The sequence below is a fragment of the Dialister histaminiformans genome, assembly GCF_900103425.1.
Taxonomy (GTDB): Bacteria; Bacillota; Negativicutes; order Veillonellales; family Dialisteraceae; genus Allisonella; species Allisonella histaminiformans.
Genome location: NZ_FMXA01000003.1, coordinates 152,955 through 179,106 on the forward strand (window position 1 = coordinate 152,955; position 26,152 = coordinate 179,106).

General features: G+C 45.9%; 23 protein-coding genes. 6 read left to right on the forward strand and 17 right to left on the reverse strand.

Translation table 11 applies throughout. From position 1 onward, the window contains the following. Positions 1–280 precede the first annotated feature (280 nt). From BLQ79_RS00755 to potE (BLQ79_RS00765), 3 genes are all read right to left on the reverse strand, one after another. Complete coding sequence (locus tag BLQ79_RS00755) at positions 281–484, reverse strand: hypothetical protein (protein WP_091362795.1); 204 nt, start codon at positions 482–484, stop codon at positions 281–283. Between the two features lie 284 nt (positions 485–768). Then, positions 769–2,094 (reverse strand): putrescine-ornithine antiporter, encoded by a 1,326-nt coding sequence (potE, locus tag BLQ79_RS00760; protein ID WP_091362797.1) that lies wholly within the window; start codon positions 2,092–2,094, stop codon positions 769–771. Positions 2,095–2,494: 400 nt separating this feature from the next. Next, positions 2,495–3,820, reverse strand: a complete 1,326-nt coding sequence (gene potE, locus BLQ79_RS00765; protein ID WP_091362800.1) for a putrescine-ornithine antiporter — start codon at positions 3,818–3,820, stop codon at positions 2,495–2,497. Positions 3,821–5,317: 1,497 nt separating this feature from the next. On the opposite strand from potE (BLQ79_RS00765), the gene BLQ79_RS08470 reads away from it, so the two are divergent. Both BLQ79_RS08470 and BLQ79_RS08220 read left to right on the forward strand, forming a co-directional pair. Next, complete coding sequence (locus tag BLQ79_RS08470; protein ID WP_407639613.1) at positions 5,318–5,401, forward strand: hypothetical protein; 84 nt, start codon at positions 5,318–5,320, stop codon at positions 5,399–5,401. Continuing rightward, on the forward strand, positions 5,364–5,504 hold the full coding sequence (locus BLQ79_RS08220) for a hypothetical protein (RefSeq protein ID WP_159427807.1): 141 nt from the start codon (positions 5,364–5,366) through the stop codon (positions 5,502–5,504). Before BLQ79_RS08470 ends, BLQ79_RS08220 begins: the two co-directional genes overlap by 38 nt. A 1,061-nt stretch (positions 5,505–6,565) precedes the next feature. On the opposite strand, the gene speC is transcribed toward BLQ79_RS08220, so the two are convergent. Further along, positions 6,566–8,806: an ornithine decarboxylase gene (gene speC / locus BLQ79_RS00770; RefSeq protein WP_091362802.1), complete on the reverse strand. Its 2,241-nt coding sequence runs from the start codon at positions 8,804–8,806 to the stop codon at positions 6,566–6,568. A 669-nt stretch (positions 8,807–9,475) separates the two neighbouring features. Between speC and BLQ79_RS00775 the strand changes: the two genes are divergently transcribed. Then, the gene (locus BLQ79_RS00775; RefSeq protein WP_159427808.1) at positions 9,476–10,648 is read left to right on the forward strand and encodes an aminotransferase class I/II-fold pyridoxal phosphate-dependent enzyme; all 1,173 of its coding nucleotides are present in this window, start codon (positions 9,476–9,478) and stop codon (positions 10,646–10,648) included. 591 nt (positions 10,649–11,239) lie between these two features. Here the strand turns inward: BLQ79_RS00775 and lysS are convergent. The 3 genes from lysS to BLQ79_RS00790 form a co-directional block, all read right to left on the reverse strand. Continuing rightward, complete coding sequence (gene lysS, locus BLQ79_RS00780; protein WP_091362807.1) at positions 11,240–12,736, reverse strand: lysine--tRNA ligase; 1,497 nt, start codon at positions 12,734–12,736, stop codon at positions 11,240–11,242. A gap of 144 nt (positions 12,737–12,880) precedes the next feature. After that, entirely contained in the window at positions 12,881–13,366 is a 486-nt protein-coding gene (greA, locus tag BLQ79_RS00785) for a transcription elongation factor GreA (protein ID WP_091362808.1), read from the reverse strand. 161 nt (positions 13,367–13,527) lie between these two features. Beyond that, the gene (locus BLQ79_RS00790; protein ID WP_091362810.1) at positions 13,528–13,842 is read right to left on the reverse strand and encodes a hypothetical protein; all 315 of its coding nucleotides are present in this window, start codon (positions 13,840–13,842) and stop codon (positions 13,528–13,530) included. Between the two features lie 414 nt (positions 13,843–14,256). Between BLQ79_RS00790 and BLQ79_RS08330 the strand changes: the two genes are divergently transcribed. The 3 genes from BLQ79_RS08330 (at position 14,257) to BLQ79_RS00800 (ending at position 16,513) form a co-directional block, all read left to right on the forward strand. Then, a complete protein-coding gene (locus tag BLQ79_RS08330) occupies positions 14,257–14,742 on the forward strand; it encodes a hypothetical protein (RefSeq protein ID WP_234944880.1) in 486 nt (161 codons plus the stop codon). 38 nt (positions 14,743–14,780) lie between these two features. After that, positions 14,781–15,569, forward strand: a complete 789-nt coding sequence (locus BLQ79_RS08335; protein WP_234944881.1) for an amino acid permease — start codon at positions 14,781–14,783, stop codon at positions 15,567–15,569. Between the two features lie 173 nt (positions 15,570–15,742). Further along, positions 15,743–16,513: a uroporphyrinogen decarboxylase family protein gene (locus BLQ79_RS00800; RefSeq protein ID WP_091362812.1), complete on the forward strand. Its 771-nt coding sequence runs from the start codon at positions 15,743–15,745 to the stop codon at positions 16,511–16,513. Positions 16,514–16,754: 241 nt separating this feature from the next. On the opposite strand, the gene BLQ79_RS00805 is transcribed toward BLQ79_RS00800, so the two are convergent. The 10 genes from BLQ79_RS00805 to BLQ79_RS00850 all read right to left on the reverse strand — a co-directional run bounded on the left by BLQ79_RS00805 (position 16,755) and on the right by BLQ79_RS00850 (position 26,150). Next, the gene (locus BLQ79_RS00805; protein ID WP_091362815.1) at positions 16,755–18,071 is read right to left on the reverse strand and encodes an SH3 domain-containing protein; all 1,317 of its coding nucleotides are present in this window, start codon (positions 18,069–18,071) and stop codon (positions 16,755–16,757) included. 345 nt (positions 18,072–18,416) lie between these two features. After that, the gene (locus tag BLQ79_RS00810) at positions 18,417–19,754 is read right to left on the reverse strand and encodes an MATE family efflux transporter (protein WP_091362817.1); all 1,338 of its coding nucleotides are present in this window, start codon (positions 19,752–19,754) and stop codon (positions 18,417–18,419) included. A gap of 133 nt (positions 19,755–19,887) precedes the next feature. Continuing rightward, positions 19,888–20,538: a fructose-6-phosphate aldolase gene (gene fsa / locus BLQ79_RS00815; RefSeq protein WP_091362819.1), complete on the reverse strand. Its 651-nt coding sequence runs from the start codon at positions 20,536–20,538 to the stop codon at positions 19,888–19,890. A gap of 106 nt (positions 20,539–20,644) precedes the next feature. Next, positions 20,645–21,535 carry a LysR family transcriptional regulator gene (locus tag BLQ79_RS00820; RefSeq protein ID WP_091362821.1) on the reverse strand — a complete coding sequence of 297 codons (891 nt, stop codon included), beginning with the start codon at positions 21,533–21,535 and terminating at the stop codon, positions 20,645–20,647. 172 nt (positions 21,536–21,707) lie between these two features. Then, a complete protein-coding gene (locus BLQ79_RS00825) occupies positions 21,708–22,394 on the reverse strand; it encodes a class I SAM-dependent methyltransferase (protein ID WP_091362824.1) in 687 nt (228 codons plus the stop codon). A 172-nt stretch (positions 22,395–22,566) separates the two neighbouring features. Then, complete coding sequence (gene speE, locus BLQ79_RS00830) at positions 22,567–23,421, reverse strand: polyamine aminopropyltransferase (RefSeq protein WP_091362826.1); 855 nt, start codon at positions 23,419–23,421, stop codon at positions 22,567–22,569. Then, complete coding sequence (locus tag BLQ79_RS00835; RefSeq protein ID WP_091362828.1) at positions 23,414–24,061, reverse strand: DivIVA domain-containing protein; 648 nt, start codon at positions 24,059–24,061, stop codon at positions 23,414–23,416. Before BLQ79_RS00835 ends, speE begins: the two co-directional genes overlap by 8 nt. Before the next feature lie 75 nt (positions 24,062–24,136). After that, positions 24,137–24,928, reverse strand: a complete 792-nt coding sequence (locus BLQ79_RS00840) for a YlmH family RNA-binding protein (RefSeq protein WP_091362830.1) — start codon at positions 24,926–24,928, stop codon at positions 24,137–24,139. Further along, positions 24,925–25,722 carry a pyrroline-5-carboxylate reductase gene (gene proC, locus BLQ79_RS00845; RefSeq protein WP_091362832.1) on the reverse strand — a complete coding sequence of 266 codons (798 nt, stop codon included), beginning with the start codon at positions 25,720–25,722 and terminating at the stop codon, positions 24,925–24,927. Before proC ends, BLQ79_RS00840 begins: the two co-directional genes overlap by 4 nt. Next, a complete protein-coding gene (locus BLQ79_RS00850) occupies positions 25,719–26,150 on the reverse strand; it encodes a cell division protein SepF (RefSeq protein WP_091362834.1) in 432 nt (143 codons plus the stop codon). Before BLQ79_RS00850 ends, proC begins: the two co-directional genes overlap by 4 nt. Positions 26,151–26,152 lie beyond the last annotated feature (2 nt).

Below are 26,152 nucleotides of genomic sequence, written 5' to 3' on the forward strand. Positions count from 1 at the left end.
ATTTCATAAATAAAACAGAGGAAATACTCTATAAGTATCTCCTCTGTTTTTTATTTTGCTTACATAATATTCAATAATTGTTGCCCTAAACATGCTGATGATTCAGTTTAGTCATATAGCTGCAGACCATCAGAAGGTTCAGATAATCAGACAATAGATGAGCCGCAGCTCTTTAGCATATTTCCTTCGCTCAACCATAGAGAAATCTACTTTCCATCATCCGCCAGAGCGGATGATTCCCTTCTCTCTTCAGAGAGGGAAACGTGCTGCATTCTTCCCGTTAATAAGCTTTCGCATTTTTAATGTACGATTTGGAAAAGGTAATACTGCCTTGTAATTTATATTCCTGTTTATCAGCAAGCTTATGAAAAAGTACAGGCAAGCACATCAAACTGCTTCTTTCTGGAGAGAACGGGAAAATAACGGCAATGGCTTGTTGGCATTGGCTGTAAATCCATAGCATTATGAAATCATTGATTTCCATAAAATTCTGCTGAATTCTGACTCTTATTAACCCTTAAAAGCTGACCTGGTTGTCTTTTAAGAAAATTCTCCAAATTTATCAAATGGAAGATCTTCATCCCGCAACAACGATCCTTTATTATTGCGCCAATGAAGTCTTCATTGGCATAAAAAACACACAAAATGTCCTATACCCCCCCCAAAAATTTTACCTGCAGACTGCTGCACGTAAAAGGGCGGTGGGAATAAACTCCCACCGCCCTTTTTCATCATCAGGTCTTTAGCGGATAAATTAAGTTTTTACACTTAAGCAGCTTTGTGTGCTTCCATGTTACGTTCATAGTCGTAACGTGGAGAGATGTAGCCGTAGAACTGCCAGCCAGCGAAGGTAACGAGTGCACCGTAGGTGCAGGCATCAAATCCGCATGCATAGCAAGCGTACAAGCTGTAAATTGTGCCAAGGGTTGCTGCGATCATTGGCATTCCCAGTTCATCCCCCTTGCCTGCACAGACCATAATGATCTTAACTGCAGACATGCAGAGGATGTATGGAACCAGGTTAGTAATAGTTGCAAGGTTTACCAGTACTTCGAACTGTTCATTCAGGGATGGGCTGATGGTGGAGAATGCCAGCAGTGTCTGAATAACACCGAGAATGAACATTCCCTTGTATGGAGCACCAGCGCCATTGGTAGCTGCAAAAACCTTCGGAATAAAGTCTTCATCAGCCATTGCCTTGAAAATGTTTGGAACAGTGAACTGCCAGCCGAGCAGAGAGCCGAGGCAAGCCAGAGTCATGAGACCCATGATGAGCTTACCAACTGCCGGTCCGAACATATGAGCATAAGCCAGTCCGAATGGAGCGGAGCTTTCAACGATTTCCTGAGCTGGGAGCATACCAAACATTACGTTGGTGGATGCAATGTAAACTACTGCGCAAAGAGCGGTAGCGAACATAACAGCCTTCGGAACAGCCTGTTCCGGGTTTTCTACTGCATCTGCGTTAGCGCAGGCAGATTCCAAACCGAGGAAGGACCACAGGGTCATGGTAATAGAGTTGGTTGCAGCTTCGCCGAATGGCATGTTGTGTACGTTCCAGTTAGCAGCGTACATATCGCCGGAGAAGAAGAACCAGCCTACAGTAGAAATTACGAGTACTGGAATAATTACGCCCCAAACGGTAATAGAACCGATCTTACCGGTGATGCTTGGACCACCGAAGTTCGGAAGGGTTGTAACCCAGATGACAGCAATGGTAGCCACAGCAGTCATAACCGGGGACAGTTCCATTCCAAAGAACTGAGAACCATAACCTACAGCAGAAATAGCAATAGCAACATTCGCAATAACAAGAGATACGCCGTAAGTATAGCCGCAAAGGAAGTTACCGCCCTTGCCAAATGGATATTCAGCATAGCCGCTCATACCGCCCGGATTCTTGCTGTACATACCGCACTTAGCGAATGCATAAGCCAGAAGCATAGAACCTACTGCAGTAACCAGCCAGGATACAATGGAGAGGCCGCCTACCTGAGCAAGCTTGGACGGGAGCATAATGATACCAGAACCCATCATGTTAACAGCTGTGATAATAATCAGCTGTGTAACACTCATCTTCTTAGAGTTTTCCATTTTACACTCCTCAAGATATTCTTTTGTAAGAATATCTGTCTTTCATAAAAAATCCTGAAATATCAGGATTAGGATTGTTTGTAAACATTCAGGAGTACATTTCCGTGACAAATCACAAAATTCCTTCTGAATGCTCCGCTAGAGACCCTATTCAGATGAGCACGTTTCTACGTACGACTAGATTATACACTACTATCCTCTTATATACCATAGCGCTATCTATACCAAATTTGCTCCCACCAGTCAGTTTTGGTTTATTCATTTTTTAAAAGAATAAAATATCCTTATTTGTCATATTATATAAAAAAAGCGCATGAAAAGGACACATCCAAACGGATGTGTCCTTAAGCAATCTGATAGATTGTAAACGGAATTTTAACAAAGAGAAGTTAACTCTCTGTTATGCAGCTTTGTGTGCTTCCATGTTGCGATCATAATCGTAACGTGGGGAAATGTAGCCATACAGCTGCCAGCCAGCGAAGGTAACGAGTGCACCATAGGTGCAGGCATCAAATCCGCATGCATAGCAAGCGTACAAGCTGTAAATTGTGCCAAGGGTTGCTGCGATCATTGGCATTCCCAGTTCATCACCCTTGCCTGCGCAGACCATAATGATCTTAACTGCAGACATGCAGAGGATGTATGGAACCAGGTTGGTAATGGTTGCAAGGTTTACCAGTACTTCGAACTGTTCGTTCAGGGATGGGCTGATTGCGGAAAGTCCGAGCAGAGTCTGAACAACGCCCAGGATCAGCATACCTTTAACAGGTGCGCCCATGGAGTTGGTATCAGAGAATACCTTCGGAATGAAGCCTTCATCAGCCATTGCCTTGAAGATGTTCGGAACAGTAAACTGCCAGCCGAGCAGGGAGCCCAGGCAAGCCAGAGTCATGAGACCCATAACCAGTTTGCCTACTGCCGGTCCGAACATGTGAGCATAAGCCAGTCCGAACGGAGCGGAGCTTTCAACGATTTCCTGAGCTGGGAGCATACCAAACATTACGTTGGTGGATGCAATGTATACTACTGCGCAAAGAGCGGTAGCGAACATAACAGCCTTCGGAACAGCCTGTTCCGGGTTTTCTACTGCATCTGCGTTAGCGCAGGCAGATTCCAAACCGAGGAAGGACCACAGGGTCATGGTAATTGCATTGGTTGCAGCTTCGCCGAATGGCATGTTGTGTACGTTCCAGTTAGCAGCGTACATATCGCCGGAGAAGAAGAACCAGCCTACTGTGGAAATTACGAGAATCGGAACAATTACGCCCCAAACGGTTACAGAACCAATCTTACCGGTGATGCTTGGACCACCAAAGTTTGGAAGGGTTGTGAGCCAGAGAACAGCGATGGTAGCTGCGCAGGACATAATCGGGCTAAGCTGAGCATCAAAGAATACGGAACCATAACCTACAGCAGATGTAGCAATAGCAACATTCGCAATAACAAGAGATACGCCGTAAGTATAGCCGCAAAGGAAGTTACCGCCCTTGCCGAAAGGATATTCTGCATAACCACTCATGCCACCCGGGTTCTTGCTGTACATACCGCACTTAGCGAATGCATAAGCCAGGAGCATGGAACCTACTGCTGTTACCAGCCAGGAAACGATGGAAAGACCACCTACCTGAGCGAGTTTAGCAGGGAGCATAATAATGCCGGAACCCATCATGTTAACAGCTGTAATAATAATCAGCTGTGTAACACTCATCTTTTTACTTTCACTCATGTTAACACTCCTTTAACCACACCTGTTTCCAGTTGTGATCAAATATACACATAAATAGATCTGATTTAGTAAAAATCTTTAACTTTCGCTCAAAAGAGCATTCCGTTTGTTAACCCATCAGATTTACTCTGTATATAAATGTTTACCCCTGATTCTGCGGATAAGAGAAATTTACTACAAGCTATCCAACAGTGAATAACTATGTAATCAACTTCTGCATATTATTCCACTATTTCACGGGGAAACACCAGAGTACTTGAGTCACATGGCTCGAAAAATAATTACGAGCATGCTGTCAAAGTAAGTAACTCTTCAAGTTACGAACATAGTATAACATTTTTATAAACTACAGTCAACATGCAATATAACTAGTTATTTATCACATTAAAGCCTACAAATACTCATTTTTTAGATTTTTAATGTGACTTTTTCTTCTCATCATCTCCTGGTTTAATACTTTTTTATAACAAACAGCTTTATTTTTTTTACCATCAATTTATTTCCATGTAAGTAAATTTCGCTGCGTTTGTCCTTAATTTCCTATCTCCTTTTATCCACTCCTTCGATTCAATTATGCATATTTTATGCATAATTGAATCCATATTTTTTCTTATTTTATAAGATTGTAAACCCATTATTTATCATAATACAGTAATTGTTATAGCCAATTATCTACTTTCTCTGTTTTCATTCAGTTTCCTCTCCTTTCCTTTACGATGCTCTGTTGTTAATCCTTTCATGGATAATATCCTGCCTTCTGCCCCAGACAAAGTAATCCTCTTTTTTAACAGGCAGCCGATTTCTTTTCCTCCCCACCAGACTACCTGTTCATGCTATATCACAGATACCAGCGCTATACCCATACTATCTTCTTACCGCCCTTTGATATGCCCCTTACCGGTCGACTGGCCAAAGAGAATTCTGCACGATGGTCTGTCGACGGTGCAGAAGAGCGTAGGTCCGAGGTTTACAGGTACTGCTGCCCAAAAAGGAAACAGAGTCTGTACTACGGAAGAACGGTTCGAATTAATTAACCACATTTGATCCGAGGACCCCTTTACCTCTATCGCCACTTCCGCAGGAATATCCCCTGGAAGATTATGTACCTGGGTTCACAAATACAAAGAAACGGGATATATTGGCCTTATAGATTGCAGGAAAAAGTGAAAGCCAAAGGAGTCCCATATGAATAAACACAAGCATAATCAGCCAGGAAAGCACAAGGAATCAGAGCATGAGGAACTTATCCGTCTGAGAACGGAGAATAAATTATTCAAAGCAGAGAATGCGGCAAAAAAGAAATAGCCTGAGAGAAGAAAAAGAAACTGTGCGTCTCAACGCGAAAAAGCATCCATCGTCCAGGAACTCAGATCCGGAGGATATCGACTGACATATCTCCTCAAAGCCACAGAACTGTCCCGTTCCACGTATTATTTTGAAACAGGATAAAATCTTGTTGCACTCCGAAATGAAGGCCTGTTAAAGGCGATCGTATCTATCTTTAATCAGAGTAAGGGACAATATGGGGTACGGAGAGTGTATAATGAACTCATTCATCTGGGATATAAGGGGGAATCATGAACAGGTATATCATCTGATGCGTATGGCAAACCTTATGGGCAAGCGTCCAGGGAAAAAGGGAAAGCCCAAGTCCTACAGGGGATGCGTGGAAAAAGTGGAATAACGACAAGGAATTATCGTCATTCCACTTTTCCTTTATACTGGGAATTCGTAAGAATTTTCTATAAAAAGCAGAACGGCGCCACAACAGCAGCTTGTCGTCATTTGCTGTAGCTCCATAGGGCCAGAAATCTTTGATTTCTATAAAAGAGACAGCCTGGTCTGCTTTAAAGCCAGACAAAGTAATAACCGTTTGATACTAATCTTAGCGAACCTGAAAGCATCTTCGATAAAACTGTATAAAAATCAAACGTACAACAGCATGTTTTCCTATGCTCTAATATATAGCAATCAACTATCTCCCATCCGTTCAGCGGATGGGCCACCCTTTCTCTCCAGAAAGGAATTTCATATAGTATTCTTTCCTATATAAAATTCCCCCGCTTACTGTACGATGTGGAAGCAGGAACATCGTCTTGTAATCCCCCCTGCAGTGCATTAGCAAACTTATAAGCAGATTCAGGTAAGCTCATCAAACTGCGCCTTTCGGGATAGAAAAAGGGAATGAGAACAATAGCTTATTGTAATTGGCTGTAAATCTATAGCATTATGAAATTATTGATTTCCATAAAATTGTCAGCCCGGTCTACATTGTACGTCGGTGGATAGTTGATTCCTGGTTGTAAAATCAGGGGAGGAAAGCCTGCTCATAAGCGTTATTCATACAAAACGCGATTTCCAGCTTTAGAGCAAACCGACCCACCACTTATAGAAAATTCTGATGAATTTACGAATTTTCGGAATTGTGGGCAATGATGAGAATGTCTTTTCATCATTCCACTCTCAAAAATTATCTCAATCTTTAAAGCAGACCTGGTTGCCTTTAATAAGGAAATTCTTCAAATTTCTGAAATAAAAGATTTGCAACCCGCAACAACAATCCCTTGTTGTCGCGCCAATGAAGCTCGATAAACACTAGCTCCATTGGCATTAAAAAACACAAAAAATGTCCTATCCCCCAAATAATCTATACGCCCCAGCGCAACCAATGCTTAACACACAAAAAAAGTGTTGTGAGAAAATTCTCACAACACTTTTTATTTACAGGTAATCAGAATTCACTGATTATCTTGCATCCTTTTCAAGCAGTGCCTTACGTTCAGCAGCTGTCTTCTTGTAGTTTTCTTCAGCTTCCTTGGTCAGGCAGTATGCGAATGCACGAACGGAGCCATCTTCAACCTTGTTGAAGTATACACCCTGAATTTCCGGTGCAAATCCTGGCAGTACGTTGATGCCTTCTTCCAGTGCGCTGAAGTACTTAATGTTGCTTTCGCTCCAACGTTCACCTGGCTGCATGGTCAGAATTCCTGGCGGGTATGGAAGAGCGCCTTCCAGTGCTACACGGCCTTCAGCTTCGGACAGTCTTACCAGTTCGCAGTGACCACGAACGAGTTCGAAGTTAGCTTCCTGTGGAGTCATGAAATATTCTGGCAGGTATTCACGGAGGAACAGACGCTGCTGATATACATTAACCTTGCGGGAAGAATAGAAGTCCTGCATCTTCTGGCACAGCTGTTTCAGAGTCATGCCCTTGTAGGTATCTTCATTTGCCTGGTAAATTTCCGGCAGAACATCAGCCATGAGAGCATCTTCGTCAACGAGTCTTTCGAATTCAACGAGTTTAGCTACCAGGTCAGATGCCTTAGCCATATCGGTACCTGGGGTGAGCAGGAACAGAATAGCGTTCAGGTCGTTCTTTTCCGGAACCAGATTGTTTCTCTGGAGGAACTTGGAAATGATGGAGCCATGGATACCGAACTTGGTGTATTCACCGGTCTTCATATCGATACCTGGGGTCATCAGCTGGAGGTGAACCGGGTCCATCAGGAACTGGTTTTCGCCATAGCCTTCGAATCCGTGCCACTTAGCACCTGGAGTCATTGTCCAGTAAGCGGTATCGTCAATCATCTTTTCAGTGTCCCCTTCAATCCACGGTTTGCCATGAACGGTTTCCGGAACCATTGGATGGAAGTAGTGGCAGTTACGGAGAATTGCCTTACGCAGTTCAATGCCTGTACGCATTACTTTTCTCCACATGTACTTACCAGCTTTGCCTTCCAGCATACGAGCGTTAACGTCGAGGGATGCGAAAATCTGATACAGTGGGGAAGTAGATTCATGGAGCATGAATGCGTTGTTCAGTCTTTCATGGTTTACATAGCGTTCCTGGCCAGCAATGTGGCTATCCTTCTTGAGGATCTGGGATGCCTGAGAGAAACCAGACTGGAGCTTATGTACAGAGTGAGTTACGAAAATGCCCGGGTCTTCCGGTCCGAGGTTATCGATAAGCAGCGGGCTGCAGTCTCTCATCATCGGAATGAACTGTTCATAACCAACCCATGCAGAGTCGAACAGGATGTAGTCGCACAGATGGCCAATCTTTCTGATTACTTCACGTGCATTGTAAATGCAGCCATCATAGGTGCCGAGCTGAATAACTGCCAGACGAACTGGTCTCTTAGCCTTAGCCTTAACCGGGTCACGTTCAGCAATCAGCTTACGGATATATTCTTCATTGAAGCAGTGATCCTTAATGCCGCCGATGGAGCCGAATGCGTTACGAGCATCTTCCAGATATACCGGAACAGCGCCAGCCTGAACCAGAGCGCCCTGAGAAATGGACTTGTGGTTGTTGCGGTCATAAAGAACGATATCGCCTGGTGCGAGTACTGCGTTCAGAACAATCTTGTTGGATGTGGAGGTACCATTCAGTACGAAGTATGCTCTATCGCAATTGAATACTCTTGCTGCATGAGCTTCTGCTTCGCCCGGAGCGCCATCATGGAGCAGGAGGTCGCCCATAGCTGCATCAGAGCAGGAGCAGTCTGCACGGAATACGTTCGGTCCGAAGAAATCATAGAATATACGTCCAGCCGGATGCTGCTGATAGGATTCACCAATGTGGTGACCTGGTGTTGTCCAGGAGTTACGGCAGCTGTCTGCGTATCCTTCCAGAGCCTTGAAGAATGGCGGGAGCAGCTTGTCTTCATATTCATTAGCAGCTTTCTTAATCTGGAAAACATAAGCGTCATGCTTTACCTTATCAAGGCTCAGAGCGCCTCTTACTTTGCCTTCCAGAGCATCCGGAATCATAGCGCCCTTGGTGAGGACTGCAAATACCGGAATGCCGAATGCTTCAACAGCTTCAGCTTTTGCCAGAGCCTGAATGTCTTCGTCCAGATCAGTAATGATTACAGCAGATACATCGGTGAAATCGGTGTCGCAAATGCAAACCTGGTCACGGTCAGCTACTACGCCGAATAATTCCATTGCTTTTGGAGAATATGCATACTTAAGATGTTTCAAAAGAATAACCCCCTTAAAACAAATAGTAAATGAATAGTATATATCACGTGCGCACTTTGGAAACCTTCATCTCAGGCTTCACTATAAACAGTTTAGCATGAAGTTCTATCGTGTACCAATACTTCATAACGTAAAAATAAATTTTTGTAAACAATTTATATAATAAATCATCATAAAATAATTATCTATTGATTAACATAACTAAAATGATTATAGTTTTTGTTTTCTTTGATTTTTATATAGCTTTTGTATTATCAATAGTCTTTTGAAAGAATATTACACTTTTATTATAATTATTAGTTATTCTAATAATCCAGTATTTTTCCCTTTGGGTATGCCTTTTCACTGGAAAGCCATTCAAAGAAACAACTTTTACTACAGTCAGGCCACCTGCTTTTCTCCTGGTATATTTATTTATCTATAATGGCAGCCTTTACCCGTATATGTTTTCCTGATTGTTTACCTGTCTTTCCAGCCGTATAAAGATATATTTTTTAATATTTTCATTTCGTTTTTTATCGCAGTGCTATATAATATATTATATATACTCTTTATATACTTTTTATTTTTGAAAATCAGATGGCTTCTTTTCTATCTGTCGTTTGTCAACATAGCCATCTTTATATGCACCAGGATATACACCTGACAAGCAGTATGAGGTACATAGGTATGGATATCGAAACATTTAAGCTGGAAGAATGGCTGAAAAAGAGAGAATCTAAAACCCGTTTCAATCTTGCAGAAAATTGCGTATATGCGGTAACACTGGATGATTTTTTCCATATTGCCCGCATTGATAAAAAATCATTCCTTAACGATTTCTGCAGTATCAAGATGGATTATGGCAATATAGACGGAGGCACACCGGAGCTGAAAAGTGCTATAGCCGAACAGTATAAGAATGTAAAACCTGAAGACATTCTGGCCGTTCACGGAGCAACCTTTGCCAATACCCATCTGGTATGGTCGCTGGTAAAACCACAGGATAACATTATCGCGATTTATCCGGACTACCAGCAGTTTATTTCTATTCCTAAATCTTTTGGAGCCGAAGTACGCATGCTTCATCGCTCCCCTGAAGATGGATATGCTATCCATAAGGACGAACTTGACAGAATCTGTGATGAAAACACCAAACTTATCACCCTTTCCAACCCCAATAATCCAACCGGTGCACTCCTGTCTATGGATGAATTAAATGAACTCATTTCCATTGCCAGGAAATATAATGCTTATATTATCTGTGATGAAGTATACAGCCATATTCTGCAGGATGATCAGGTCTGCCCATCTATAGCGGATCTCTATGAAAAAGGCATCTCTGTTGGTTCCCTTTCAAAAACCTGTTCCATGGCCGGGCTCCGCCTTGGCTGGATTGCCACCCGGGATAAGGAAGCACTTCATATCCTGAAGCAGCACTCAGCATATAATATGAGCAGCATTGGCGGCCTGAAGGAATATATTGCCATATCTGCCCTTAAACATCAGAAGGCTCTCATCGACAGAAACATGAGTCTGCTCCGTGTAAACCTGATTACGCTGGATGGGTGGCTTCGCCAGAACAAAAAGCATCTGTCCTATGTATATCCTAAAGCTGGTTCCACGGTCCTGGTATTTTATCATCAGAAGAATGTATCTTCTATTAAATTCTGCAACTATCTGTTTGATACCACCGGTACATTGATTACTCCAGGCGATGTTTTCAGTGTCCCAAACAGTTTCCGTATCAGTTATGCCTGTGACCACCGCCAGCTGGTAGCAGGGCTTATGTGCTTAAGTGAAGCATGCAAAAAACTAAATGAAAATCCGCACTTCCTCGATGATGAATCCGATGAAGTCTGAAGAATGATGGAATATGAAATTACAAAACACAGCAGGGTGAATGTTCAACCTGCTGTGTTTTTATGTTCCCTTCCAGTAAGAAGAGAATTGCAGGGATACAGGCCCAAAAGTGTTATTCCATAATTCTATACCAATATTCAATCAAAGTTCCCAAACCATCGACTCGAGGCAGCAAATCCCTACGGGATTCGAGCGGGCACCTCAGCATCAAAAGGCGGGCCAGCAAAAACTTCTAATGGGTGTTGTTGTGTGATAGATGTTGCACATAGAATGACGAGAATCCCTTCTCGTCATCCTTCCCCAAAAATCATATCAATCTTTAAAGCAGACCTGGTTGCCTTTAATAAGGAAATTCTTCAAATTTCTGAAATAAAAGATTTGCAACCCGCAACAACAATCCCTTGTTGTCGCGCCAATGAAGCTCGATAAACACTAGCTCCATTGGCATTAAAACACACACAAAATGCCCTATAACCCCAAAATGTCCTATAACCCTAACCCGAATTGCAGAACAAAAAAGAGGTGAAATTAATTCACCTCTTTTTTATATGACTTTATATGACTTTATATGACTTTCAGACTAAACCAGAATTAGTCATCTTCGCCTTCCGGAGCCGGCTTCATCATCGGGAAGAGAATTACATCACGGATGGAGCGGGAACCTGTCATGAGCATGAACAGACGGTCAAGACCGATGCCCAGGCCTGCTGTTGGCGGCATGCCGTATTCCAAAGCCTTCATGAAGTCTTCATCTACTGGATGAGCTTCATCATCACCATGTTCTCTTTCTTCCTGCTGAAGTTCAAATCTCTTGCGTTGATCCAGCGGATCGTTCAATTCGGAGAACCCGTTAGCCAGTTCGCGTGTGAAGATGTAAGATTCGAAACGGTCAGTGAGACGTGGATTTTCTGCGTTAAGCTTGGACAGCGGGGATACTTCGATTGGATGCATGGTAATGTGGCATGGCTGAACGAGCTTATCTTCAACATAGTCATCAAATACGTTAGCAAGAATCTTGCCTGCACCATCGAATTCGCCGTATTCTACGTTGAGCTTGTCAGCAATAGCACGTGCATGTTCCAGGTCGGAGAGATCACCGAAGTCTTCACCGGTGAACTTCTTTACTGCTTCAACCATGGTCATACGCGGCCACGGCGGGGTAACGTCGAGTTCAACGCCTTCATATACGAAGCGGGTATTGCCATATGCTGCCTGAGCGCACAGAGCAACAACTTCTTCTGTCTGTCTGATAGCGTCTTCGATATCACCATAAGCCTGGTAGGTTTCAATTGCGGTAAATTCCGGGTTATGCTTTGTATCCATACCTTCGTTTCTGAAGTTACGGGTAATTTCAAAGTTACGGTCAATGCCGCCAACCAGCAGTCTCTTCAGATACAGTTCCGGAGCGATACGCAGGTACATAGTCATGTCCAGAGCGTTCAGATGAGTAATGAATGGACGGGCATTTGCGCCGCCATACAGTGGCTGAAGAACCGGGGTTTCTACTTCGAGGAATCCATGTTCAGTGTAATACTTTCTGATAGCTGCGAGCATTCTTGTACGGGTTTCGAATGTTCTTCTTACTTCCGGATTCATAATCAGGTCAACGTATCTCATACGATAACGCTGTTCCTTATCAGTAAGGCCATGCCACTTATCCGGGAGTGGGCGCAGAGCCTTGGTAAGAATAGTGTAGCTTTCTACGCGAACGGTGATTTCGCCGGTGTGGGTACGGAATACAATGCCGTCAACACCAATGATATCGCCTCTGTCCAGAAGGTGGAACAGCTGCCATTCTCTGTCTGTCAGGGTATCCTGACGGAAGTAAAGCTGAATGTCGCCTCTTGCATCACGAAGAGTTGCAAATGCTGTCTTACCATGATCACGGATGATCATCAGACGGCCAGCAATTCTTACGTGTTCACCGGACTGTTCCAGTGCATCCGCATTTTCAATAATCTGAGTGCTGGAGTGATCCCAATTAAATGCCTGGCCAAATGGTTCATATCCGAGTGCACGAATCTGATCAAGCTTGCCAATTCTGATTTCTCTCTGTTCGTTAGTGTGCGGTCTGGTCTGTTCTGTCATAATAGTTATCTCGCTTTCGATTAATAAAAGTGTATAAAAGTAATAAATACGCTTCCCACAGGAAGTAAAATTTCCAACAAAATAAATCAGGATTATTTCTTATTATATTGCCGAGGTATTACTTTAGTATGAGCCTGTGGGGGCTCATTTATTTGTACTGCCGCTGATTTCAAGCACCTTGTACTTGATTACGCCAGCAGGGGTATCCACTTCTACTTCATCGCCAGCCTTGGTTCCGAGCAATGCTCTGCCAACCGGGGAATCATTAGAAATCTTTCCTTCGAAAGGATCAGCTTCCGTGCTGCCCACGATAGTTACAGTTTCTTCTTCATTCGTCTTCTCATCGCGAATGCGAACGGTGGAAGCCATAGCTACATGATTACTCTTTGTAGTCTGAATGACTACCGCAGTACGAATCTGCGCTTCCAGCTCGAGGATTCTGCCTTCAACGAAGGACTGCTCATTCTTAGCATCATCATATTCGGAGTTTTCCGAAAGATCGCCCATGGCAATCGCTTCCTTCAGACGCTGTGCAACTTCAGCACGCTTCCTGGTCTTCAGCTGTGTAAGCTCTTCCTTCATCTTCTCAAGGAATTCCTGGGTGACGTACGTGCGCTGTGGTTCTGCCATATGTCTGCTCCTTTCCTCATAAGATACTATTTTAAAGTTGTCTTTTGAAATAGTTCGTGACCTTAGTATAATCGTATTCATAAAATATGTCAAACGAAATTTTCTAATTAAATTATTACTTTTTTAGTATCTTTTTTCTTAATAATTATCTCTTATCAGTATTATGCATATATTTTGCACTTATTCACGATTTTGCGGATATGGACTATGCATCCCACAACTGCGCCGTATGCACTCCATAATGCGAATACATCCGCTTTATCGCTTATCCACCAACCTGGTCCGCCACGGTCTGCGAATGCATGAATTATACAATGGTCAATGGAAATAAACATTTCTCTTAAATTTTCGCAAATTAAACCATATTTCCCCAAAATCTGTCTGTTTGGGGCTTCAGGATCGATACGAAGATTTTTACTATTTCTTTTAATTCTCCATTTTTCTCTCCCCTGTCCTCTGCCACCCGGCCTTCCCATGAAAAAACCCCCTGTTTTCCGGCATTTATCATCGGTTGCTCTCATTAATGAACATTATAAAAACATCACATTTTATAATGTTTTATCGAAGTAAAGTATGGCAATTCATTAAAAACATGCAGTTATCTTTCGATTTCTCCATTTTTCATTTTTTGCCTTTAAAATGCATTAAAATTCATTGGCTTAAGGTCTTGTACTTGCTGCCTTTTCATTATGTTATATTGTGTACGTTTTTAAGAGCAAATCCTTACAGATTCACAGGCCTTATCTATTTTCTTTTTCTCTGTGTGTCTGTTCACACAGGACATGGCCCTCTCTGTGCGGTATGTTTTCCGACGGTATCGCCGGCAGGTATGGCTGAATCCAGTCCAGCCTTTAACCGCACCTGCTTTCCATAGAAAGAAGGGATCTGTTATGCAGAAAAGTAAAAAGATGGGAGTTATTCAGCTCACCCCACTGACCGCCATCAACATGATGGGCTCCGGTATCATTCTTTTTCCGGCCAATCTGGCTTCCATTGGAACCATTTCCATTTTCGGATGGATACTGGCCGCTCTGGGGGCTACGCTTCTGGCCTATGCCTTTTCCATCTGCGGCATGTTCAGCCGCAAGGGCGGCGGTATGGGCGGATATGCGGAATATCGCTTCGGTATCCGTGGGAATTTCGTAGCTAATTTTACCTATGCCATTTCACTGGTTATTGCCAACATTGCCATCGCCACCGGTGTAGTAAGTTACATGACCTACGTCTTCAACTGGACACTGTCTCCTGCAGGTACCTGTCTGGTCACCCTCCTTGTGCTCATGTCCGCTGCCTCCATCAGCTTCTTCGGATCTAAGGCAGCCGGCAAGTTTTCCCCCCTGGAATCAGCTGCATACTCACCTCTATCGGTGGACTAATCCTGTTTGGATGGTATTTCTTCAGCCCATCCAACTATATGGCTGCATGGAATCCATCCCATCTGCCGTTTACCGCGGCGCTCCGGGACTCTATCGCTGTCATTCTCTGGGCATTCCTCGGGCTGGAAACCGCCTGTGCTAATTCCAGCGCCGTAGAGAACCCAGAAAAGAATGTTCCGATCGCCGTTCTAGGTGGTACTCTTCTGGCGGGAATCACCTACGCAATCTCCGCCGCAATCATCGGCGGACTGGTTCCCTATCAGGAACTCATGGTAAGCCATGCACCGTTTGGAATCGCCTACAGCAAGATGTTTGGACCTGTAGCCGGCACAGTGGTCTCCCTCCTTCTGGTTTGTTCCTGCTACGTATCTCTCACCGCATGGCAGTTTACCATTTCAGAAGTAGTCCGTTCCTCCGCCGTTATCGGTCATTTTCTTTCGTTCCTGAAAAAGGTAAACCGTTTCCGTGCACCTTATGTGGCCATCCTGCTGCTTCTTCTGATCCAGTCCGTTCTGGCCCTTTCCACCATGAGCCCTACCCTGCTCAAACAGTTCAATGTACTGATTAACCTGGCCGTGGTCATCAATCTGGTTCCCTATGTACTGTCCATGACCAGTATCCGTTCCCTCCTCCGTGAAGAAGGCATTACCGGAAACCGGGCCCAGACCGCGTACATTGCCGCTTTTGCAGGAACTATCTATTCCCTCTATGCCATTTACGGATGCGGCTGGACCATTATCAGTTATGGAGTGCTCTGCACCATCCTGGGATATGTTATCTCCGTAGTTAAGTACAGACATCCCAAAGTACAGCTGGCTCACAAGTAATACACGTCCATGCTGACACATCATTGTGCCGTCATCCCGGACGAAAAGTCAGAAAAGCAGAAAGAATCTTTGTTCCATTGATTCTTTCTGCTTTTTTATGTCCACACAGGCATCCGGGCTCCCCTTTGTGTATAATGAAGGTAACTTAATAAACTACCGGAAAGGAGTGCATCATGATAAAAAGAGAACTGATTGAATCGGTTATTGCCGGTGAGCCGGTAACCCGAATTCCCTGCATGTTCTGGCAGGCCCCATCCATGTATACCAGCCCGGAAGAACAGGCGGAAAAGACCTCCGAGTTTTATGAACGCCATGACTCTGACATCATAAAGATAAATAATATCCCTCCCATACCTGTTTCCTCCACCGGCCGCCATGTGCCGGATGGAAAAACGAATCTGTCAATGGGCTCGGTAAATCACGGCCCGCTCCATCAACAGCTCCAGGTTCTGAAATCCTTCATCCCTATGAAAAAAGATTCAGCCCCTGTCCTGTTCACCGTACTCAGCCCTCTTTCCAGCGCTGCGGCCATGTATCCCCACCTGCTGACTGATGCATCCGTATCCCCGTCGCAGAAAGAAGAGCTACTCACCGATATTTCAGAACGGACATGCTCTCTGGTCAGAACCGCGGTAGAAGCGGGAGCGGATGGTATATTCTTTATTACCCTCCTGGCCTCGTATGACGCCCTCTCCCCATCCCTGTACAGAAAATATGGTTTTCCCTATGATATCGCCGTGTTATCCTCTTCTCCGGGATGGTGCAATATTCTCCATGCCGAAGGAAAAGAAACCATGTTTCCTCTGCTCCGCAAATATCCGGTTCAGTTCATAACGAGAAATGCCCCGGACTCCCTGCAGGGGCTTAAGGAAATGGCTGCCGTGCGCAGATGGTTCGGCGTACATTCTTTTCCTGCTCCGATGCCCGCCAAGACGACATGCTGAAAGGTTTTTCCGTTTTTAACCAGCAGCGACGTAATCTTTCCTGTTTCCGTAAAGGCATACTTCTGTTTCTGCACTTCAAAGGCAATCACATCAAACAGTTCCTCCGGCAACGAAAGATGACGGATGTGATCCACGCACTCTTTACACAAAAATAAAACGATTGCTTCCGCGTTTTTATACAGCGCGTTTTTTTCTTTGCTGCTCTTTAAACAAATATTCTTTTCCCTCGCGTAAGTTTTTATTATCTGTAAGCAACCGCGTTGATCGCGCTGTCCAGAAAACTCTGTCCCGATTTGCGACCCAGCTGCAGGTCGCTGACCAGTACCCGGCGCACGTAAATCTTCCGGTCATTTACATAGTAGCTGCTGCTGGAATGGATCACGTACGGCTCTCCGTTTTCCATCCCCAGATAGATCATGATGTGTCCTTTCAGCGACACGGCAGAACCGGGCGCCAGCGATTTAAAGGCCGCCATCCGTTCGTCATGGTTCAGGTTTGTAAAATCAGTCACCTGTCCCGGCACTTTCACCAGTTTGGAGGTGTTACGGGGAAGGTCCAGTCCCATGGTGCGATACACAGAACCGACCAAAGAGGAGCAGTCCACGCTCTGCATGACGCCGCCCCAGCCGTAAACAGAGCCGTAGAACTTAAACGCCTGCCGGATCGCCTGATTGGCTGTGTAAGGCAGATACCCGCGGTGCAGGTCTTCCCCTTTGTTCAGCCAGACATGTTTTTCTTTTAACTGTCCGGTCTTATCATCTTTATAAGGCAGCGCCACCTGCCAGCGTTTTTTGTTTTCCTGCAGCAGCAACAGTTTCGCCCCCATTAAATGAAAGACGTCTTCCCCTGCTGTCCGCGTGGTGAAGTCGCGACCCGTCACCACCAGAAAATCGTCCGGGTCCGCATAGCGTTCCCACTGCTCCCGGGAGCAAAGGGCCACATCATTGCGTGCGATCCATCCAAACAGATTGTACAGACGTACATAATAGTACTTTTCATCTTTGGACAGGTGCAGTATTGCCACCGGTTCCCCCGCTTCCAGCACAGAGTCCTGCACGTTGTCGTAATACACATCGTCCGGTTCGTCAAAAAGGCCGTCGGCTAACGGCAGGTTGCGAATCATAGCGTGACGTACGGTTACACCGTATAACACCGGCACGCTTTCCTCTTCTCCAGGCAGCGCATCCAGATTCATATTATCCCTGATTGTTTCCTTCTCTGCTTCCGTCACTTCTTTTCCGTTACGGTACACCGCGCCTTTCATCGCCCACGTGTCGGATATCCATGGCAGGAACTCCCGCACCGGCATAGAGGACGGCAGCGATTTCATCTCCGTCACATCCAGATCCGCCTGATACAGTTTCCGGTTGAACGCCGCAATCTGTTCCGGATTCAAAATGACCTGGTCGCCTTCACTGTTTTTTCGTATCCAATACGACGCTTCTGTCAGCTCGCCGGATTCTACAATACCGGCCAGCGCAGAAGACGAAACGCAAAAGACAAGCATGCACGCAAATAAAAACGATTTGATTGAAATGCGCTGGTAAAAGTTATCCATATTCCACTCCGCTAGTTTTAATCTTGTCCGGTTCCTTATTTGCTTTGTTTCTTCTTTTTCCAATTTTAATCATTTCAACTTTTCTAAACTATGTATCTTTCTTACATTATTATAACCGATAAAAAAAACGTATTCAATGACCTTGCGGTTAAAGAATACGCTTAATTTAATCTGATCCCGGCACCTGCCTTCCTGACAGCATAACTCAGGAAACCACCACATGGCTGAAACATATGCTTGCCGAATTTGAGCACAAGCTTCTCCGGTAAATAAAACGCCCCTGGCATTGAACAAAAAGACGGAGGTAAGAACCTGTAATGATTCTTACCTCCGTCTTTTATATACTTATTCTTTCCATTTTCTCTCTTCTATGAGAAGGCGGCAGACCATAAGGCATGCCGACGTCCCCACACCGGAATCAAGCCCCCTCCAGTAGGCAATAACGCCCTGTCCCATCACATGGTCAAGGAAAAGTCCCACAGGAAGAGCCACACACCAGTAAGCAATAAGCATCAACAGAAAAGGCACTCGGGTATCCTTATATCCACGCAGAATACCCTGAATCGGAGCCGCTATGGCATCAAATAACTGCCACGCGGCACCATAGAGAAGGAATCGACCGGCCATACGGATAACCTGCGGATCTTCAGAATACAGAGCCGCTATGGCATTCCTTCCAAGGACGGTCCCCGCTGCCGTCAGGAATGCACAGCAAAGTGTCAGCTTCAACCCCATGCGGCTCAGTTTTCTTGCTCGGGCGTAATTTTCTGCCCCCACTTCATAGCCAATCAAAATTGTCATCGCCATGGAACAGCTCATAGGCAGCACATAAATCAGATTACAGAAGCTGAGTGCCGATTGATGCGCACCAATAGCCACCGTGCCAAACGGAGCTATAAATATGATGATAAAACCAAACAGCCCCGCTTCCATAAGGATGGACAGCCCATTAGGAATCCCTACGGTAAAATATTCTTTCCAGTCACTCCATGGAGTAGTCAGGTCACTGAAAATTTCACGGGCCATATATTTACTGTTGTGGAAGATTACCCAGAGGAACATGCCGAACAAAATCGCCGCCGTACATACGGTAGCCACTCCGGCACCGATACCACCCAGACGAGGAGCTCCCAGCCGACCAAAGATAAACATATAGTTAAGCAACCCATTGACAGGAAGGGCTGACAGCATAAGTTTCATTGAAGTGGCTGTTGATCCCGATGTATCAATCAATGCGCGCAGCGGGAACATAATCGTCTGGAAGAACAGGTTTCCAATCATAAGCATAAGATATACGGTAGCAATGTGAGCCACCCCGCTGTCCAGTGAAAGAAAGGACATAACCCGGTCTATAGCAAGGAAATAGATCAGGGCAAACAGCGCCGTCAGGAGCATTCCCAGAGCCATACCGGTTCTCACTACATGTGGAATATCCTGTTTCCTCCTGCGTCCCAGGAGCTGTGCGATCATCGGTGTAGATGCTGCAAGAATACCTGTAAAGGATGCAGTAACCGGCATGAACAGACTGGCCCCCATGGAGACCCCTGCAAGATCCACTGGCCCGGCGTGGCCGCTCATGGTGGCATCCATGACATTCATTCCCATAAGTGAAAGCTGTGCCAGCACCAGGGGAAGCATGGTATGGAGTAAACGTTTGAAATCATTTTTATTTTCAGAATTCATTTGGTTTCCTCAACTTATAAAAACAGATGCCTGCCAGACTGTAAATCCGCATTTCCTTCCGGGGCCTTCTGTACGAAAAAAGGATGTGAAAAGCATCCTGCATCTTTCCACATCCCTGAAGGGTCATTATTCCTTATTCTTTAAGTCCGGACTTTTCCCAGTCTGCCTTGAAGCGGGCAATTCCTGCATCGGTCAGCGGATGATGAAGTGCTGCTTCCAGTACCTTGAATGGGCAGGTTGCAATATCTGCACCAGCCAGCGCACACTGCATGATGTGTTGTGGCTTTCTGATAGATGCAGCTATAATCTTAGTTTCAATTCCATGAATGCGGAACATATCAGAAATAGTTTCAATTAAAGCAATGCCATCCCAGCCAATATCCTCAACACGGCCTACGAACGGGCTTACAAAAGATGCACCGGCTCTTGCTGCCAGGAGAGCCTGATTGGCAGAGAATACCAGGGTGACATTGGTTCTGATTCCCAGCTTGTGAAGTGCGGCAACAGCCTTCATCCCTTCTCCGGTCATAGGAATCTTAACTACAACATGCGGATCCAGCGCAGCCAGAACCTTACCCTGTTCAACCATGCCTTCAGCGTCATCAGCCAGAACTTCCGCGCTGATTGGGCCGTCCACAATGGATGCGATTTCCTTAATGGTTGCGTGGAAGTCTTTTCCTTCTTTGGCAATCAGGGATGGATTGGTGGTAACACCGGAAATAAATCCCATGGCATTGGCTTTCTTAATTGCTTCAATATCTGCGGTATCGATAAATAACTGCATAATTCCTCCTTGGTTATTCCATCATGGACACATGACAGATTTTCTGTTCAGATAACATACAGTTAATTATGGTACACTTTTTCCAAAAAGTCAATTTCCCTGATGCTCAATCGGTAAGCAGTTCATCGTTATCCATAAGTTCCTTTACGCATTCCAGGAAATGAAGGGTAGCCGGTGACGCTTCCTGCAGGGAAGGAACGGCCAATCCCAGAACAATATACTGCGGTGGATCAAAAGGAACCTCCACCACATCCCCGTTCCACTCTCTGGAAATAAGGCGCTGATTGAAGCTTACCCCCAGGCCGGCAGATACCATGTTATATGTGGAAAAAGCATCTCGTGTGGTAAACCGCACATCCGGCTGGAGGTGATTGCTGCGAATCAGGCGGTCCAGGTCGGTATCCTTGTTCGGCGAGGTCTGGATAAACGGTTCCTTTTCCAGATCGGCCAGTGGGAAGGATTTCCATTCTGCCTTCTTATGTGTTTCCGGCAGCCATACCACCAGCTCATCTGTGGATATAGGAATCCAGTCACATACAGTCGATCGGTCCGGCTTGGCACAGAAACAGCAGTCAACGGATTTTTCATTAATCCATTTGGCCATATCCTGATTGCCACCTTCCTGAATCCGTATACTTACCTTTGGATATTTCTTTTCAAATGCAGAAAGAATCTTGGGCAGCCAGAGTGCGGAAATACTGAAATAACTCCCAATGGTAATGACACCGGTGGCCACATGCTGCACTTCTGCCGCCAGCTGATTGACCAATTCTGCTGCATTCACCATTTTTCGTATAGCCGGAATCATCAGCCTTCCGTTTTCCGTCAGTTTAACTCCTGCCTTGCCTCGGCTGAGCAGCGGAAACCCGATTTCCTCTTCCAGAGAAGAAATCATACGGGTAATACCTGACTGGGTATATCCCAGCGCTTCCGCCGCCGCGGTCATACTGCCCAGGTCTGCCGCCATGAGCAGTGCTTTTCCTTTTATTGTTTCCATCGTATCACCTGTTGTATAAAATTAATCGTCTGTTTTATTATATCATTTCGCTGCCCACCTCTCAGCAGCCGGAAGTCCTTCCTGCTGACAAAATAAATGGAACCCATATGTAATACATACAGGTTCCATGGTCTCCGGTCTGTTTTGTCCGTTCCGGCAGACTTTTTGTTTCTTATTTCCGTTTCCACCAGGTAAACAGAATGGCACCTACGCCGATAATCACCCCCACAGCAGCGGCCAGCAGGCGGATATTCTCCGTGATAAATCCGGAAATATAGAGCAGCTTTGCACTGTATCCACTCCGAATCGGCTTTCTGCCGGTGACACAGAGCCATTCCCGGTGACAGCGTACGGTAACATCAGTAAATCCGGCATCTTCCAGAATTCCCGATGCCGGTACCACCGGTTCCGTTTCCTCATCCGGTGCAACCTTTTCCATGGCCAGGATAGTACCATCTTCATCCAGTACGCGATAGGCTTCTTTTACAATCTGCGGATTCCGGATATCCGCCTTTTCAGAGGCCAGGGTCACCAGATCAAAGGAATCGCTGGCAAACGGAAGTTTTTCCAGACTTCCCATGATAATGCGGCATCGTCCATCCACGACCGCCTTTTTGTTATTTTCAATGGCCTTGAGTACGCAGCTCGGGTTGTCATCGATTCCGGTGACAACCCCGCGGCGCATGCGGCTCAGCAGGTGTCCCACATGGGTTCCCTCTCCGCAGCCCACATCCAGTATGCGGTCCATGCGGCTGTTCCACACTTTACGTACGTTCTGTGTAAATGGGCTGAACCATCTGTCCATTATTTCTTCGCCGCCTGATTTAATTCCAGACATCCATTTATTTTGCAAAGACATAGGTTTCCTCCCTTTCTTCCTTACAACCTGTATTTATGACCATATGATGATTATATTTACGGACCGCCGCGGCGCCGCTTCAGGAGTGCGTTGGGTCATCCTGTGAAAAAATCCTTCCTCATACATTGAAGAAGGATTTTTATTTCATAACGGTCTGACCGTCATGAAATCATTAAAAGGAATAATTACCCCTTAAACATTCTTTAACAAATTCAGGCAGAACAAAGGCGCTCTTCTGAATGTCCCGGTTGTAATATTTCATCGGCTGCGGGCAATCTGTCCGCGCTTCATCTTTCAGTGGATCATACTTTTTCGATGCCATCATGAAAGAATGCATACATGCCGGATAAATCGGAACATGAGAATAATACATGCGTACCAGCGGGAACACATCCCCCATGGCCTCATACACGGCATGAACCAGAGGCTGCTGAACGATGGGTGATTCACTCTGCTGCACCAGAATACCATCTTTCTTCAGCGCGCGGAATGCGCTGCGATAGAAATCTCTGGTAAACAGTCCCTCGCCGGGTCCCACCGGATCAGAACAGTCAATGATGATAACATCATAATAATCCTCAAACTGCTTCGCAAAGGCAATCCCGTCACCGGTATGCACGTGCAGTTTTTCCGGAGGATTCAGCAGGGCGCTGGCAATGGAGGGGAAATATTCCTTCGACAGGTCATACACCCGCTGATCGATATCACACAGGTCAATGGAGGTAACGCATGCATGCCGGCAGACTTCCCGGGCACAGCCACCATCGCCCCCGCCGATAATCAGTACGCGCTGCGGGTTCGGGTGAAGCATGAGCGGAACATGGGCAATCATTTCATGATACATCCATTCATCCTTTACTGAAGTCTGGAATACCCCATCAAGAATCATCATCCGTCCATACTGCAGCGTATCCACTATCTGAATATGCTGATAAGGCGTCTGTTCTTCATGTAATACACCGGTAATCTTTAGCGTCAGACCGGTGGCCGGGTTCCCCCATTCCGTTACGGTTTTTTCTTCAGTCATTCTTTTCTTCTTCTGCTTCCTTTTCTTCCGGTTCGTCCTGGGCTGCTTCTGCCCCTTCAGCTGCCTGGGCAGTTTCTTCCGCTTCAGTTGCTTCTGCTGCCGGTTCTTCAGCTATGGTATCTTCCTGTGCTTCCACAGCGGCTTCAGTCGGTGCTACAGAAGCTTCTGCCGCATCATGGATGGTCTGTGGAGCTCTGGCAGCCTTAGCGGCCTTGACGATATTCAGCGCGGAGGTGAAATTAGCCAGAAGCTTTTCAATGTACAGGTTCAGATCCCCTTCGATCTTAACCACATCCGCATTCATCTTGCGGCGTGCCGCTTCAGCACCAGCCACAATCTGTGCTGCCTTGTTCTGGGCTTCCCTTACAATGACATCCGCTTCTTTTTTAGCGGTTGTCTTTACATTTTCAGCAGTTTCCTGAGCCATTACCAGGGTGGAAGACATGGTTGCTTCCATCTTTTCATAATGAGCGAGTCTGGATTTAAGAGAATCCATCTGTTCTTCCATTTCACGATGTTCACGATAAATCCGTTCATAATCGCTTGCTACTTCTTCGAGAAAGCTGTTTACTTCGTCATCAGCATATCCACGAAGTTTTTTAGAAAACGTTTTGTTATGAATATCCATCGGTGTAATCATTGTGTGTCCTCCTTAATATGTCCTGACATCTGACAGCCTGAGCTGCCATGCATGGCCTGGACTGCTCTGTTCAAATTATTTATATCGGTTAATCCGTACGCCGGTGCGTCCCTTGCGGCTTTTTCCCGTAAGTTCCACAATCTCGATACGTCCACGGCCCCGGAAGCTTATGATGTCCCCCGGTTTCACCGTCTGGGACGTGCCTTTGGCCGGAGCCCAGTTAACCTGCACTTTATCGCCAGAAATGGCAGATACCATTTTCGAGCGAGAAACGCCAAATCCAGCGGCCCCTACCGCATCCAGACGAAGGGATGCCACGGTGGCACGGATTCCCTTTGCTTTCTTTTCAGGAAGGACCAGTTCATCGAACGGAATCTCTTCCACTTTCATCGGAACCATGGCTACTTTCACAAAATTCTGCTGTATCCAGTCCGCCATGCGGCTGTCTACTATCAGCTGTGCCCCGGAGCCCTGCATGAGGATATCTCCCAGTACATCGCGTTCAATCCCCAGTCCCATCAGGGCGCCCAGTACATCGCGATGTCCGATCAGGCGATAGCGGTCATCCCAGGTAGCCCGGAGAAGTTTCATTCCAAAATCCACGGTACCGCCAAAATCCTCATTCACAAAGGCAATCTTCACGCGTTCAGCTTCGTGATAACCACCCCAGGCCCTGGCAGATACTGTCTTCATATGTGCAGCAATTGTGGAGGCCACCTGCACAGCATAAGGAGACATGAACGGCCCTACGGCAAAAGGTCTTCCCTTTTCTGTGGATTCCGCTAAATCTGTCAGACGGATGGCTATTTCTTCGGCTTCCTGTCCGGACGCCTTAAAGAAATCTATAATTTTCTGTCTGTCTTTCATTTCTTTCGACTCATTTCATCTGATTTATCAAGACATGCCTTTACTCCATCGATAAGCGCTGCCCGAAGTCCCCGCTTTTCCATGGCATAAATTCCGGCAATGGTCGTTCCCCCGGGACTTGTCACCTCATCACGGAGCTGGGCCGGATGACGTCCGGTTTCCAGAACCATCCGGGCTGCCCCATACAGTGTCTGTGCAGCAGCCTCAATGGCCATCTTCCGTGGCAGACCGATGAGTACTCCGGCATCTGCCAGGGCATCAATAATGACAAAAGCATATCCCGGGCCGGCACCGGAGAGTGCCCCCAGTTCATCCAGTTGTCTTTCATTAACTACCACTTCTTTACCCAGAGCATCGAATATAATCTGCGCATCATGGATAAATTCAGAAGATGCCCTTGTCCCCGGAGCAATGGCTGTCATTCCTTCTCCTACGGAAGCCGGAGTATTGGGCATAACCCGAATGACTTCTGTTCCTTCAGGTAATGCCTCTTCCAGCGAGGAGATCGCAACGGCTGCTGCAATGGATAGTACACGCCGGGGATGATACGGTGCTATTTCTTTCAACACCTGAGGTACAACCCCTGGTTTCACTGCCACAATGACCATATCCACCTCACCGGCTTCATGACCATCTTCCGACCAGGAAACGCCATACGCCGCCGCATCTCCGCGGGATGATTCTGCCGTACGTCCCTTAATCAGTACGTCTTCTTTTTTCCATACCTGGTGGTCAAGGCAGCCACGCAATATGGCCCCACCCATCGCACCGGCTCCAATCAGAAGTACTTTCATAATTTAGCCCTCCACTGTGGAAATGCATCCGATGGTGCCAGTGGATCTGTAGTAATGCTTACTGACTCAGGAGTCAGTAGAAGCGTATCCTCATTCATCAACTGGATAGAAGCATGGAGAAGATACACCGCACCGCCTACAAAATCTACAATGCGGGCCGCTATGGTACTGTCCAGATTGCCGAGGCATACAAAGACTACCAGTCCCTGCTGCAGGGCATTCACAATGGCCTTGGCATCATGATAGGAACCAGGAGTAATGATAACCAGTTCCTGAGGGCGAACGGACCGGGCTGGCAGCGCGCCTGCCTGCTTTGTCGGCTCTTCCTCCTCATACAGGTCATCATAGGATTCGTCTATCAGATCATCCTCATCCGGAGCCGTAAACTGATCACGAATCCATTGCATAGATCCTTTAAACAAGGACATGC

What these genes read in the sequence shown, in the direction of transcription:
- BLQ79_RS00755 (WP_091362795.1), bottom strand. Translation starts at nt 484, where the DNA reads ATGGAAATCAATGATTTCATAATGCTATGGATTTACAGCCAATGCCAA.
- greA (WP_091362808.1), bottom strand. Translation starts at nt 13,366, where the DNA reads ATGGCAGAACCACAGCGCACGTACGTCACCCAGGAATTCCTTGAGAAG.
- speE (WP_091362826.1), bottom strand. Translation starts at nt 23,421, where the DNA reads ATGACTGAAGAAAAAACCGTAACGGAATGGGGGAACCCGGCCACCGGT.
- BLQ79_RS00840 (WP_091362830.1), bottom strand. Translation starts at nt 24,928, where the DNA reads ATGAAAGACAGACAGAAAATTATAGATTTCTTTAAGGCGTCCGGACAG.
- potE (WP_091362797.1), bottom strand. Translation starts at nt 2,094, where the DNA reads ATGGAAAACTCTAAGAAGATGAGTGTTACACAGCTGATTATTATCACA.
- BLQ79_RS08330 (WP_234944880.1), top strand. Translation starts at nt 14,257, where the DNA reads ATGCAGAAAAGTAAAAAGATGGGAGTTATTCAGCTCACCCCACTGACC.
- lysS (WP_091362807.1), bottom strand. Translation starts at nt 12,736, where the DNA reads ATGACAGAACAGACCAGACCGCACACTAACGAACAGAGAGAAATCAGA.
- BLQ79_RS00805 (WP_091362815.1), bottom strand. Translation starts at nt 18,071, where the DNA reads ATGGATAACTTTTACCAGCGCATTTCAATCAAATCGTTTTTATTTGCG.
- potE (WP_091362800.1), bottom strand. Translation starts at nt 3,820, where the DNA reads ATGAGTGAAAGTAAAAAGATGAGTGTTACACAGCTGATTATTATTACA.
- BLQ79_RS00835 (WP_091362828.1), bottom strand. Translation starts at nt 24,061, where the DNA reads ATGATTACACCGATGGATATTCATAACAAAACGTTTTCTAAAAAACTT.
- BLQ79_RS00775 (WP_159427808.1), top strand. Translation starts at nt 9,476, where the DNA reads ATGGATATCGAAACATTTAAGCTGGAAGAATGGCTGAAAAAGAGAGAA.
- BLQ79_RS00820 (WP_091362821.1), bottom strand. Translation starts at nt 21,535, where the DNA reads ATGGAAACAATAAAAGGAAAAGCACTGCTCATGGCGGCAGACCTGGGC.
- BLQ79_RS00810 (WP_091362817.1), bottom strand. Translation starts at nt 19,754, where the DNA reads ATGAATTCTGAAAATAAAAATGATTTCAAACGTTTACTCCATACCATG.
- proC (WP_091362832.1), bottom strand. Translation starts at nt 25,722, where the DNA reads ATGAAAGTACTTCTGATTGGAGCCGGTGCGATGGGTGGGGCCATATTG.
- BLQ79_RS00800 (WP_091362812.1), top strand. Translation starts at nt 15,743, where the DNA reads ATGATAAAAAGAGAACTGATTGAATCGGTTATTGCCGGTGAGCCGGTA.
- BLQ79_RS00850 (WP_091362834.1), bottom strand. Translation starts at nt 26,150, where the DNA reads ATGTCCTTGTTTAAAGGATCTATGCAATGGATTCGTGATCAGTTTACG.
- BLQ79_RS00825 (WP_091362824.1), bottom strand. Translation starts at nt 22,394, where the DNA reads ATGTCTTTGCAAAATAAATGGATGTCTGGAATTAAATCAGGCGGCGAA.
- BLQ79_RS08220 (WP_159427807.1), top strand. Translation starts at nt 5,364, where the DNA reads ATGAACTCATTCATCTGGGATATAAGGGGGAATCATGAACAGGTATAT.
- fsa (WP_091362819.1), bottom strand. Translation starts at nt 20,538, where the DNA reads ATGCAGTTATTTATCGATACCGCAGATATTGAAGCAATTAAGAAAGCC.
- BLQ79_RS08335 (WP_234944881.1), top strand. Translation starts at nt 14,781, where the DNA reads ATGGCTGCATGGAATCCATCCCATCTGCCGTTTACCGCGGCGCTCCGG.
- BLQ79_RS00790 (WP_091362810.1), bottom strand. Translation starts at nt 13,842, where the DNA reads ATGGGAAGGCCGGGTGGCAGAGGACAGGGGAGAGAAAAATGGAGAATT.